The organism is Flavobacterium sp. A45, from assembly GCF_002001005.1.
Classification (GTDB): Bacteria; Bacteroidota; Bacteroidia; order Flavobacteriales; family Flavobacteriaceae; genus Flavobacterium.
Genome location: NZ_MUNX01000030.1, coordinates 1 through 13774, shown reverse-complemented (window position 1 = coordinate 13774; position 13774 = coordinate 1). Strand labels below are relative to the sequence as shown.

Genomic DNA, 13774 nt, shown 5'->3' with positions numbered 1-13774 from the left:
TTTTTAATGATTTTTACATTACCTACCTAAAATTTAGGGGGTACAAAATACAAAAATGATAAAAATAACAAACCCTCATCCGTTTTAACAGGGTGATTGAAATGATTTTTTATTTTTGCATCAAAAAAAAATATAAAATAATTCAAAATGCGAAAAATAGTTTTAAGTGTGATTCTCATCACGATTTTGGTACTATCCTATTGCTCAAATTACTTTTTAACCAAAAACCCAACAAACCTTACTGAAATTTCAAAATTCGATACTGGCGACACTGCGTGGATGTTGGTAGCTTCAGCATTAGTACTATTAATGACTCCAGGATTAGGTTTCTTTTATGGAGGAATGGTCGGCAAGAAAAACGTAATCAGCACTATGCTTCAAAGTTTTATGGCAATGATTATTGTAACCGTACTATGGGTACTAATTGCTTTCGGACTGTCCTTTGGCCCGTCAATTGGAGGAATAATCGGAAACCCACTACCTAATCTCTTTTTTCAAGGCGTTGGCTTTGGCACTTCATGGGAATTGGCACCAACAATCCCTTTTTTACTATTTGCTTTATTTCAGGCTAAATTCGCCATTATAACACCCGCTATTGTAACAGGCGCATTTGCAGAGCGCATCCGTTTTTGGGCATACCTCTTATTTATGGTTTTATTTATTCTGTTCGTCTACACGCCATTAGCACACATGACTTGGCATCCAGATGGATTGTTATTCAATTTGGGCGTACTGGATTTTGCAGGCGGAACTGTTGTACACATGAGTGCAGGCTGGGCAGCACTCGCCGGCGCAATGTTTCTTGGAAAACGTAAAGTTCCCAAAGCCAACCCTGCCCGTATCACCTATGTATTATTAGGTACAGGATTATTATGGTTTGGCTGGTTTGGATTCAATGCGGGTTCTGCTATGGGAGCAAACGGTCTTGCAGTACAGGCGCTAGGAACTACAACTGTAGCTGCAGCATCAGCCTCAATGGCTTGGGTATTTATTGATAAAATCATGGGACACAAACTTTCAGCTATGGGAGCTTGTATCGGAGCTGTAGTAGGACTAGTAGCCATTACTCCTGCCGCTGGATTTGTTAGTATGCCACACGCTATCACAATCGGAATTCTGGGCAGTCTTGTCAGTAATATTATGGTCAGTAAATTTCCAAAAGGAAAAATCGATGATGCCTTAGACGTATTTGCCTGTCACGGTGTTGGCGGAATGGTAGGCATGTTATTAACTGGTGTTTTTGCTTCCAAAGAAATCAATCCTGCCGTTATCGATCAAGGCCTTGCTTTTGGAGAAACAAAATTATTCACCAACCAAGTAATTGCTTTAATAGGAGTTTCGATATTCGCTTTTGTAATATCGTATTTCCTTTTTTACATCGTAAATAAAATCACTCCATTGAGAGTATCCGAAGAAAAAGAAGAGTTAGGATTAGACATCTCACAACACGGAGAATATCTATAGACTAATTTCTCAACAACATTCCCAAAGCACCCTAATTTTTTTAGGGTGCTTTTTTTTAACCCATTACCAAACTATCCTTCCCTAACTCACTACTTCAACTCAGCATATAAATCCTTATGTAAATTAAAAACAGGAAGCTCATTTTTAATAATTCTAACAAAATCACACCTCTAAAAATGAAAACACAAAAGAATTCAAAGACCCACATTGAACCAGGTAAACCAACCTGACAAATCCAATATAAATCTCTTTAAAAAATCACAATAGACATCATTATTTTAAGTAATCATTAACAAAAAGTTCGCTCAATTACCAAAATCAGCGATAATTTCACATATTATCTGTTAATTCAAGATCAAACCTTAAAAAAAACTTAAAATTCCATTAACACATTCTACTTTTTTGATTCAAAAATTAAACACCTATCAAAATATAGGGGTGCTAAATAAAATATCCGCAAAAATACCAGTACTGACCCTTATTTTTTGGAGGGTTTAAAATCATTTGATACATTTATAAAAAATTAAAAATCAAAAACTATGCGAAAAATTATTTTAAGTGTGATACTAATCACAATCTTGGTATTATCCATTTTTTCAATTCATTTTCTTATTGAATCACCAAAGTTAGGAGCTCATGTCGTTGAATTAAAATTAGACACAGGAGACACAGCTTGGATGATTGTTGCTAGTGCCCTTGTATTATTAATGACTCCAGGACTCGGATTCTTTTACGGTGGAATGGTAGGCAAAAAAAATGTCATCAGTACCATGCTACAAAGCTACATGGCAATGGTGGTTGTAACTGTATTATGGATACTTATTGGATTTGGACTATGTTTTGGCCCTTCTATAGGAGGAATCATTGGTGATCCAACATCAAACTTGTTTTTTAATAACGTTAGCGCTAACACAGCTTGGGAATTAGCACCAACAATTCCAATGATTTTGTTTGCCTTGTTTCAAGCAAAATTCGCTATCATCACTCCTGCTTTAATCACTGGAGCTTTTGCTGAAAGAGTACGCTTTTGGGCTTACCTTTTATTTATGGTATTGTTTATATTAGTTATATACGCACCATTATGTCACATGACTTGGCATCCTGATGGGCTATTCTTCGGATGGGGAGTATTGGATTTTGCTGGTGGAACTGTAGTACACATGAGTGCTGGTTGGGCTGCTCTTGCAGGAGCAATCTTCTTAGGAAAAAGAAAAGTACAAAAAGCAAACCCTGCTCGTATTACTTATGTATTATTAGGAACTGGTTTATTATGGTTTGGCTGGTTTGGTTTCAACGCTGGATCTGCTGTAGGAGCTGGAAGTCTAGCTGCTCAAGCTTTGGGAACTACTACTGTAGCTGCTGCTGCTGCTGCAATGGCATGGGTATTCCTTGATAAAATTATGGGACACAAACTTTCAGCAATGGGAGCTTCTATTGGAGCTGTAGTAGGATTGGTTGCTATTACACCTGCTGCAGGATTCGTAAGCATTCCTCACGCAATGGCAATTGGTATTATCGCCAGTATTATAAGTAACCTTGTAGTGAGCAAATTCCCTAAAGGAAAAATTGACGATGCCTTAGACGTATTTGCTTGTCACGGTGTAGGTGGTATGGTAGGTATGTTATTAACCGGAGTATTTGCTTCCAAATCTGTAAATTCAATTGTAGGTGACAACCAAGGCTTAATTTTTGGAGATTCTACTTTATTTTTAATCCAATTGAAAGCATTAGTATTAGTTTCTTTATTTGCTTTCTGTGCTTCTTATGCATTGTTCTTTATTGTAAACAAAATTACTCCATTAAGAGTAACTGAAGAAAAAGAAGAACTAGGATTAGACATCTCTCAACACGGAGAATTCTTGTAAAAAATCAATTTCCAAATACCCAAAAACACTCTAGAATTTATTTTAGAGTGTTTTTTTTTTATAACCTTGTTCAGTCTTTATTAGTATATCAATTAGAAATATAAAATAGATTTTTTTTGTTTAACCTACCACTCTTCGAAGGAAATGAAAATAGAATTACATTATTATATGTTTCTAAATGATCTAATACAGAAAAGAAAGATGATTATTTCAAAACATAAATCAATACAAAAAAAAACACCAACCTTTTTTGAGGCTGGTATCTATTATTTTTTTTTCTTTATTAGAATAAAGTCTTAACTTTTAATCTCAGTAATTTAGCTTCTAAAGACTTATTATCTTCTAATAAAACTATCTCTAAAACTTCGAAATCCCTTCTTTCAGCCAAGCATAATATTCTTCAATACTTACGTAACTAATAGTAGGCTGCTTATCGTTGAGATTATTTCCTTGCAGATCGGTTAATACATACAAAGGCTGTGTATTGGTATTGTATTTGGAAATCATAAAGTCTGTCCATTTATCGCCAATCGTTTCAATTTCGGCTCCAGTAGATTTGGACGTAAATTGTTCGCTTTTCGGCAATGGTCTTTTATCATCAACATACAATGAGATCACCACGACTTCATTTTTAAGAATAGGAAGCACACTTACATCCGACCAGACATTGTTTTCCATTTTTCTGCAATTCACACAAGCATGCCCAGTAAAATCAAGCATTATAGGTTTGTTTACCATTTTAGCATAAGCTAATCCTTTATCATAATCATCAAAAACGATGATTTGGTTCGGTCCTAATTTTGCTCCTTCAGGCAAAACCGTTGACGATGCATTTCCAACATTCGACCTGCCTACACCTAACGGGCTTTCACTATATTCCATTGGAGGAGGGAACGCACTTATCAATTTAAGTGGAGCGCCCCAAAGTCCAGGTACTAAATATATTGTAAAAGACAAAACTAATAAACCCAAAGATAATCTTCCCACCGAAATATGTGCTATAGGACTGTCATGTGGCAACGTAATTTTTCCAAACAAATAAAAAGCCAATGTTCCGAAAATAGCAATCCAAATCACCAAGAACACTTCTCTTTCCAGTAAATGCAATTGCAAAACCAAATCGGCATTGGACAAAAATTTGAATGCCAAAGCCAATTCCAAAAATCCTAACACTACTTTAACCGTATTTAACCATCCTCCTGATTTTGGCAAAGAATTCAACCAACCCGGAAACATAGCAAAAAGCATAAAAGGCAAAGCCAAAGCCAATGAAAATCCAAACATTCCAACTATAGGTGCAATACCGCCTTTGGAAGCAGCATCAACTAAAAGTGTACCAACGATAGGTCCTGTACAAGAGAATGAAACGATAGCCAATGCCAACGCCATAAATAAAATACCTACAATTCCACCTCGGTCGGCCTGACTGTCTACTTTATTTGCCCAAGAATTAGGCAACATGATTTCGAAAGCACCTAAGAACGACGTTGCAAAAACAACCAGTAAAATAAAGAATAGTATATTAAACCAAACATTAGTTGACAAAGCATTCAATGCATCAGCACCAAAAATCCAAGTCACCAAGAATCCTAACAACACATAAATCAGAATAATGGAAACTCCATAAATAATAGCGTTTCTAATTCCTGCCGCTTTATTTTTACTCTGTTTGGTAAAAAAACTAACCGTCATTGGAATCATTGGAAACACACAAGGAGTCAGCAAGGCCGCAAAACCAGAGAAAAACGCAATAAAGAAAATAGACCACAGCCCAATTTCTGTTGATGGTTTCGGTAGCTCTGTTACTTTCTTTTCAACTGGCGTTACAATTTCTTTTGCTACAACAGTAAGTGTATTTGCCGTGTCAACTTTGGCTGTATCCAATTTCTCGGCAGCAACAGGAGTAGTCACTATAGTAACTGCAGATTCCGTTGTTGGGATTTTAAAAGTGAATTTCTTTTCCAGATTGATACAAACCTCTTTACAAGCCTGATAATTCAATTCAACTTGAACTGATGTAATCTTTGGATTCAATAATGTTATTTCCTGCTTGATTTGGGCTTTATCATGAAAAAAAGTTTCATTAACTTCAAAAACATCATTATAAGCGGTAGTCGTTTTACTTTCTTTGGCTTTACCTACCAAATTAAAATTACCTTTTTGATCTTTAAAAATAACTTCCAAAGGCAGTGGCCCACCATCTGGGGTGAATTGCGAATATACATGCCAATCTTTTTCTATTATGGCATTAAAAATCAAAACATAATTGGTTTCTGATTTCTTTTCGATCGTCGTAGTCCATTTTACAGGATCTAGAACTTGGGCATTTACTTTGGCGAAAGCTAAAAAAGCAAACAGTATAAAAAGTATTTTCTTCATTATAAGCATCTAAATTAATTCTATTTTAAGTATATTTTTGGTTGTATTTGAGGTTCTGAATCTATGATCGGCTCTTATTCCAATTACCCAAACTATTTCATTATTTGAACATAAAAGCCAAGTATTTTCTTTTTCTATCAATGATAATTTTTCATCCTTAAAAAGTTTGCTCACCTTTTTTGACTTTCCATTCATTCCAAAAGGCTGAAAAACATCACCTGATTTCCACTTTCGCAAAACCAAAGGAAAAACCAATTGATCTGCGCCGACAAATATAGTTTTATTTGTAGCAACCGAAATGTCTGTCACTTTACAAAAAGACATATTTAAGGGAATCTTAACTTCCGTTTGATTTTCATTAACAAAAAATTCTTCCTGAATGTCTGAATGATCAATAGGAGATAAAATCAGGGAATCCCTATCCTTCAACAAACGAAAATCTGCAGAAAAAACCTGTTTACCGGATTGACTGACAACCAAATCATAGATATCCTCCCATGCAGTAAAACCAAATTCTTTGAGCCATTGATACAAATACGATTGATAATTAGGTAATTTTAACAATTGATTCAAATCAAAATGAATTTGATCACCTCTTTCATTTGCTACTTGCTGATAAACCATAATAGCTGCATCTTCAACCATTGCAAATGATTCCTGCAAATATCCTTCGGTTTTCAAAAATGACGTCATAAAATTAGGATTCAACTCCTTCAATACAGGAATCAAATGATGCCGAATTTTGTTCCGTACATATTTATCCGAAGCATTACTACTGTCTTCACGCCATTGAATATCGTTCACCTTGGCATAATTTTCAATTTCATGGCGGGATAAAAAAAGTAAAGGTCGAATCACTCTGTCATTTTGCACCGGAATCCCAGTCAATCCTTCTAATCCAGTTCCTCTTGTGAGATTAATCAAAAAGGTTTCCAGGTTGTCATCAGCATGATGCGCAGTGATTATATAATCCAATTTTTCGGTTCCCAACAACTCGTAAAACCAATTATAACGGAGTTCCCTAGCAGCAACCTGAGTAGATAATTTATAATCTTTGGCGAAAGCTTCTGTATCAAATTGGGTAACATAAATAGGGATCTCGTTAGTTTCAGCATAGTCTTGCACAAATTTTTGATCACCAAAACTCTCCATTCCTCTGAGTTGAAAATTGCAATGAGCAATGGTAATATCACACTTCAATTCCTGAAATAAATGCAATAAAACCATACTATCCAAACCTCCACTTACGGCGAGAAGCAGCTTTTTTTGCTTCAAATACGGGATTTCATTATTGATATGATTTTGAAGTATATTTTTCATACAAAGTAAATATTGCTTTTTTACAGGAATATGACATCGCCATCCGCCATTTATATTTTGAAAACATGGCGATTTCATTTATCAAAAATACTGATTATTATTTAATCCGATATGAATTCACTTATAGCAAAACCTCATGCATTGCTTTTGCTTTAAGCAAACATTCTTCATATTCTTTTTCTGGAATGGATAAAGATGTTATCGCGCTTCCTACAGAGAAAGACACATATTTATTTTCCTGATTGTAAAGAATACTGCGTATAACCACATTAAAATCAAAGTCACCATTGGGCGAAAAATACCCCACCGCCCCGCTGTACAATCCGCGCTTTGTTTCCTCAAGCGCTTCGATGATTTTCATTGCGGCATACTTGGGAGCACCTGTCATACTTCCCATCGGAAAAGTAGTTCTAAGCGTATCAACTGCCGCATACTGAGAGTCTATTTTGGAAGTTATGGTCGAAATCATTTGGTGCACCTGCAAGAAAGAATAAATTCCACATAATTCTTTAACTTCAACCGAGGATTTTTGGGCAGTTTTCGACAAATCATTTCGAACCAAGTCGGTTATCATAATGTTTTCGGCTCTTTCTTTAGGATCTTGAGCCAAAGTGTTTTTAGATTTTTCATCTTCCAATAGATCCGAGAATCGTCTGGAAGTTCCTTTAATTGGCTGAGAAATTAAATTCTCGCCTTGTTTTTTCAAATAGCGTTCTGGTGATGCCGAAAGCAAAAATTGTCTATTGTTTTTAAAAAAAACAGAAAAAGGAGCCTGAGAAATTTCATTGAGTTTCAAGAACTTTTCCAATGGATTAATTATGGCTTCCTTTGCAAAAAACTCCATACAGAAGTTCGCTTCATACAAATCCCCGTGATGAATGTGTTCCAGCAATTTAGAAACTTTCTCTATGTAATTTTGCTTCGGAATACGCTGCTCAATAATTATTTTTTTTGAATTTTCGGCAGCTGCTCTTTTGTAATTAATAATTTCATCAAAATCAGATTCAACTTCATCATCACACATATTGAGATATTGAATTTCAAGTTGGTTTCCTTTTAGTAAAAACAACTTTTTAGGCTGAAAAAAAAACAAATCAGGAAAATTCAATCCGTCGTAATTATTGGAATGTAACTGCTCCACTCCATTTTTTAAATCATACGCAAGATATCCAAACAACCAATCTTTGGATGTTTGCTGGTATTGCTTCAAATCCTCAAAAGCATTGTGAAAATCGGTCTTTATAGACGTGAAAGCATCAACTGCCAGAACGCAATCGAAACTTGAATATTCGTTGAGAAATGAATTACTGTCCAGAAAAGTTATTTCTCGAAATTGCTGACTCCAAGCAACAAGCTGCTCCTTGAACTGCAATGGTTTTTCAATAAATTTATAAATGGAAGTTCTCAAAAATTAATCAGTTTATGGGCTTCAAAATTACAATAAAAAAATTCGCTTCTCAAGCAGAAAACTCATAAAACTGAGTCTTAAAAGATTGTCCTTTGCAAAAAACATCTCAAAAATAAATAGAGAACAAACACAAAAAAAGTCAATATCTAAATCTAATTATCAATTTCAATATCGAACGAAGCCAAAATCTAAAAAAAAATCATGTAATCGCTCGAATTAGTTAGTGAACCATCGAGAGATAATAAAAACACGCAAACAACTCAATTCTAGCAGAATATCACTAATAAAATAATCAAAAACGCAATAAATAAGAAAAAAATTAACTAAATTTGTTAGTGAAATGGACTTAGTTTTCCGCCTCCGAAAGCTATCAATGTAAGTAAATGGATGAAAAGATGATTACCTCCTTGTAATCAAACATTATCACTAAAACATTTAACTTCTTAAATACTCAAAATATGAAAACTGCAACTTTCTTTATTCGCACAATAATTGGCCTAGTATTAATTTGTATATCAATAGCCTATTTTTTCAACTTAATGCCTGAACTAGAAAGCACAGAAAATTTCAAAGCTTTCAATGTTGGATTGATTTCTTCAGTTTATCTAATGCCATTGATCAAAACAATCGTACTATTATGTGGAATTTCATACCTTAGTGGTCAATACGTAGTGTTATCGAACATTATCATTCTACCGGTAAGTACGAATATATTATTCATCGATTTTTTTCTAAATCCAAATGGATTACCACTTGCCATATTTATTTTTTTAGGAAATTTATTTTTAATCTATGCCCATCGAAAAAGTTACAAAAATCTATTTACCAGAAAATCAGTCATGCATTTTGATTAATTAAAGGCACATCCAAAAAAACATAAAAACTAAAACCTACAAAATATGAGAATTGCTACTATCATTATTCGCTCACTAATTGGACTATTATTACTATTCGCATCGATAAGCTACTTTTTGCATTTATTTCCGGAGCCTCCTTTAGCAGGAAACATGAAAATCTTCAATGATGGACTCAAGGCTTCTGGTTATTTAATACCTTTAGTAAAGACCATAGAACTGATTTGCGGATTATCATTTATCATTGGAAAATTCAACAGAATAACTTTCATTCTGTTGATGCCTATTTCAGTCAACATCATTTGCACACATATATTCCTAGCTCCAGAAGGCATTCCTGTAGCAGCCTTCTTATTCTTAGGAAATATATTTTTACTTTACACCAAATGGGATAGTTACAAAGGATTATTCACAGTATAAGTAAAACTATTCTAAACAAAAAACCCGTCTCATTTTTATAACGAGACGGGGTTTTATTTTTAAAAAGCTTGAAACTATACGTGTAAAGCTCTATTATCTGTTGCTGCCAATGCTGCTTCTTTTATCGCTTCCGCAAATGTTGGATGCGCATGTGACATTCTTGAAATATCTTCCGCAGAAGCTTTATATTCCATTGCAGTTACTGCTTCAGCAATCAAATCAGCAGTTCTAGCACCTATCATGTGTACTCCAAGAACTTCATCCGTTTTCTTATCAGCAAGTATTTTTACAAATCCGTCAAGATCTCCGCTCGCACGGGCACGACCTAAAGCTTTGAAAGGAAAACTTCCCACTTTATATTCAGTTCCAGACGCTTTCAATTGCTCTTCTGTTTGTCCAACAGCAGCAACTTCTGGCCATGTGTAAACAACACCTGGAATCAAGTTATAATCAATATGCGGTTTTTGACCAGCCAAAATTTCGGCAACCATAGTTCCTTCTTCTTCCGCTTTATGAGCCAACATAGCTCCACGAACCACATCACCAATGGCATAAATATTTGAAACCGAAGTCTGCAAATGATCATTCACTTCCACTTGTCCTCTATCCGAAATTTTAACTCCAGCTTTATCGGCATTTAATCCATCTGTATAAGGACGACGACCAACTGATACCAAAGAATAATCTCCTTCTAAAGTGATTGTTTCTCCTTTAGCATTTTCAGCTTGAACAATTACAGCATCCCCTTTTCTCTCAACTGATTGCACTTTGTGAGAAGTGTAGAATTTCATTCCTTGTTTTTTCAACACTTTCGTCAATTCTTTAGACAAAGCACCATCCATCCCTGGAATAATTCTGTCCATGAATTCCACAACCGAAACTTGCGCTCCCAATCGCAAATACACTTGACCTAATTCGATACCAATAACACCACCACCAATGATAACAAGGTGTTTCGGCACTTCTTTAAGAGCCAAAGCTTCTGTTGAAGTGATGATTCTTTCTTTATCAATTTTGATAAAAGGCAAAGAAGATGGTTTTGAACCAGTAGCAATAATAATGTTTTTGGCTTCAATCGTTTCCGATGTTCCGTCAGCTTTTGCTATTGCAACGTGAGTTGCATCAACAAAAGACCCCAAACCATTAAAAACAGTGATTTTATTTTTTTCCATCAAGAAATTTACTCCTCCTGATGTTTGATCTACAACTGCTTGTTTACGGGCAATCATTTTCTCCAAATTTACTTTTACCTCACCGGAAAGTTCAATTCCATGATCGGCAAAATGTTTGATTTCTGCATAATGATGAGAAGAAGACAATAATGCTTTCGATGGAATACAACCTACATTCAGGCAAGTTCCACCCAAAGTAGAATATTTCTCAATAATCGCTGTTTTGAAACCCAATTGTGCACAACGAATAGCTGAAACATATCCGCCTGGCCCAGAACCTATAATGACTACGTCAAATGAACTCATAGTATGTAATTTTTATTTTTAGTGATGCAAAATTAAGGAATAAAGTTTTGTTTAAAGTTTAATTTTAGAGGTTTTTTGTTCGAATTATAACGATTTCATCAAGAATTACAGTCAAACCTTTTAAATACCTCAAGCAAATCGCAAACTGACTTTAAACCGTCATTCAAAATTCAAAAAACAAATGCAATATATTTTTTAGGAGCACAAAGTATGGTTTTTCATAACAAGATCCCTCCCGCTATCATTCCAATTCCCAATTCAGAAAAACTACGGCTAAAAAAGCCTTGTTTTTCTGAATTGGGAGATTTTCCCTTCTATCGGGGCTATTTTACACAATTTACTTTTTAGAAAAAATCTTCAAAAGCATCACTCATAAAAAAACGTCATGAATCATAGTGACTCAAGACGTTTTCTAATTATAATTATTCAGTTTTCAAGAATAGATTTCACAATTCACTAAAAAATTATTCTCTTTCCAAATTTAGTTTACTGTTTTTTCGGCTGAAACCAAAGTAAATCACCAATCCTAATAATAGCCAAATTCCGAAATAAATCCAGTTCCAAACGCTTAACTCAGCCATCATATACAAACAGCAGATTAAACCCAAAAGCGGAATCAAAGACAAGTTTTCTTTGTAAGACCAAAATACCAATCCAACTATTACAATTAAGAAAATCCACATTGGTATTTTGTGTTTAAACAAATCAAAACCACTTTCGTACTTAATAGAATCCGAAATAGGCAATCCAGCAACAACCGATTCGTATTTAGCCTCATCTTCCTGATATTGACTCAACAAATGCTCCACATCCAGTTTATCTGTACCGTTAGTTTTCCCTTCGATACTTACCAAATAATCATACACTTTTTGAGTCTCTTCTTTATTCAATGAAGTAATTATAAATTCCGAATCATTTGTTTTGGTCTCATTGGTAATGAAATCCATAGTCGCTTTTTTGTTGTACCCAAAAGAGAAAACCAAAGCGATAATAATTAATAAAGGAAAAATATATTTTGAATTGATATACGGTGTTTTAAATTTCCCTCTTGGAATATCGGTTCTATTTTGCAAAGATAGAACTCCAGCACAAACCAAGACAAAAGCAAATAATGTTCCGATGCTGCACAAATCGGTAACCATTGTCAAATTCATAAACAAGGCAGGAACCGCCACAACAAAACCAACTACAATTGTTGCAAAAGAAGGTGTCTTGAACTTAGGATGCACCGTTGAGAATTTTTTTGGCAACAAACCGTCGCGGCTCATTGTCATCCAAATACGTGGCTGCCCCATTTGGAAAACCAATAATACGCTGGCCATAGCAACAACGGCACTTACCGCAACAATTCCAGACATCCATTTTAAGTGTAATTGATCAAACACAAAAGCCAATGGATCGCCAACGTTCAATGTATTATAACTCACCATTCCGGTCAAAACCAAAGCAATGGCAATATATAAAAGTGTGCATATAATAATCGCCCACATCATACCACGAGGCAAGTCTCGTTGCGGATCTTTACATTCTTCAGCTGTTGTTGAAATAGCATCAAAACCAATATAAGCAAAGAACACAGCGGAAACTCCTTTTAAAACTCCAGAAACACCATTCGGAGCAAAAGGATTCCAATTGTCAGTATCGACATAAAATATTCCAACGGCAATTACCAAAAGAACGATACAAAGCTTAACAATAACCATAATGTTACTGGCATTACGAGACTCTTTCATTCCACGGTAAATCAAAGCCGTAATCAAAACAATAATTAAAAGCGCAGGTAAATCGGCCACAAAATGAAAAGAACCTATCCTTGGCGCTGTTTCCCATGCTGTATGAGCATTTTGCAAACCAGCACTCAAATTTTCAAAAGACTTTCCTCCTTCCATTAAGGCAGTCGCATCTTTAAAACCATTAGAAGCCGTTAAATAATCCATTTGTACCCATTGTGGCAAATCGATTCCGCCACTGGAAAGCAATCCCGTAAAGTAATCACTCCATGATATGGCGACGGTTATATTCCCAACAGAATACTCCATAATTAAGGCCCAGCCAATAATCCAGGCAATCAATTCCCCAAAAGCTACATAAGAATAAGTATAAGCACTTCCTGAAACTGGAACCATAGAAGCAAATTCGGCATACGCAAAGGCGGCAAAACTACAGGCAATAGCTGTAAACAGAAATAAAAATATTACAGCAGGACCACCGTCAAAACTAGCTTTCCCAATAGTACTAAAAATACCGGCTCCAACAATAGCGGCAATTCCAAAAGCAGTTAAGTCTTTTGCAGTCAAATGTTTACCTAGCGCCTCATGCCCTTCTAAATTATTTTTTTCGACCTGCTTTAAGATATCCTGAACCGTTTTTTTTCTAAAAAGCCCTTTTAATGCCATGTTATAAATTTTACCGTTAAAATTAATATTTTGTGTTTTTTTGCTATAATGTTTTGATAAAAAAGAAAAAATAGTAAAGGCCAAATATAAAAAACATATTCATTCTTTAAAGTCATGATTCTGATTTTTTATAATATTGGGATATTAAAATAGTATTTCTTTTTTTATCCTTAAAAAAAGTCAAATATAC

8 protein-coding genes are annotated in these 13774 nt (G+C 34.9%); 3 read left to right on the top strand and 5 right to left on the bottom strand.

Going from position 1 to position 13774, the window contains the following annotated elements; all coding sequences use genetic code 11:
• Nucleotides 1–147: 147 nt before the first annotated feature.
• Both B0E44_RS00380 and B0E44_RS00375 read left to right on the top strand, forming a co-directional pair.
• Complete coding sequence (locus B0E44_RS00380; RefSeq protein ID WP_077370222.1) at nt 148–1464, top strand: ammonium transporter; 1317 nt, start codon at nt 148–150, stop codon at nt 1462–1464.
• 539 nt (nt 1465–2003) lie between these two features.
• Nucleotides 2004–3329 carry an ammonium transporter gene (locus tag B0E44_RS00375; protein WP_077370221.1) on the top strand — a complete coding sequence of 442 codons (1326 nt, stop codon included), beginning with the start codon at nt 2004–2006 and terminating at the stop codon, nt 3327–3329.
• A 357-nt stretch (nt 3330–3686) separates the two neighbouring features.
• On the opposite strand, the gene B0E44_RS00370 is transcribed toward B0E44_RS00375, so the two are convergent.
• The 3 genes from B0E44_RS00370 to B0E44_RS00360 form a co-directional block, all read right to left on the bottom strand.
• Nucleotides 3687–5708 carry a protein-disulfide reductase DsbD gene (locus B0E44_RS00370; RefSeq protein ID WP_077370220.1) on the bottom strand — a complete coding sequence of 674 codons (2022 nt, stop codon included), beginning with the start codon at nt 5706–5708 and terminating at the stop codon, nt 3687–3689.
• A gap of 9 nt (nt 5709–5717) precedes the next feature.
• A complete protein-coding gene (tilS, locus tag B0E44_RS00365) occupies nt 5718–7028 on the bottom strand; it encodes a tRNA lysidine(34) synthetase TilS (RefSeq protein ID WP_077370224.1) in 1311 nt (436 codons plus the stop codon).
• Nucleotides 7029–7149: 121 nt separating this feature from the next.
• Nucleotides 7150–8436, bottom strand: coding sequence for an anthranilate synthase component I family protein (locus B0E44_RS00360; protein WP_077370219.1), 1287 nt, complete (start codon nt 8434–8436; stop codon nt 7150–7152).
• Nucleotides 8437–9335: 899 nt separating this feature from the next.
• Between B0E44_RS00360 and B0E44_RS00350 the strand changes: the two genes are divergently transcribed.
• Nucleotides 9336–9710, top strand: coding sequence for a DoxX family protein (locus tag B0E44_RS00350; protein WP_077370217.1), 375 nt, complete (start codon nt 9336–9338; stop codon nt 9708–9710).
• 74 nt (nt 9711–9784) lie between these two features.
• Here B0E44_RS00350 and lpdA read toward each other — a convergent pair whose 3' ends face one another.
• Nucleotides 9785–11188, bottom strand: a complete 1404-nt coding sequence (gene lpdA / locus B0E44_RS00345) for a dihydrolipoyl dehydrogenase (protein ID WP_077370216.1) — start codon at nt 11186–11188, stop codon at nt 9785–9787.
• A 464-nt stretch (nt 11189–11652) separates the two neighbouring features.
• Complete coding sequence (locus tag B0E44_RS00340; RefSeq protein WP_077370223.1) at nt 11653–13584, bottom strand: amino acid permease; 1932 nt, start codon at nt 13582–13584, stop codon at nt 11653–11655.
• Between the last annotated feature and the right edge of the window lie 190 nt (nt 13585–13774).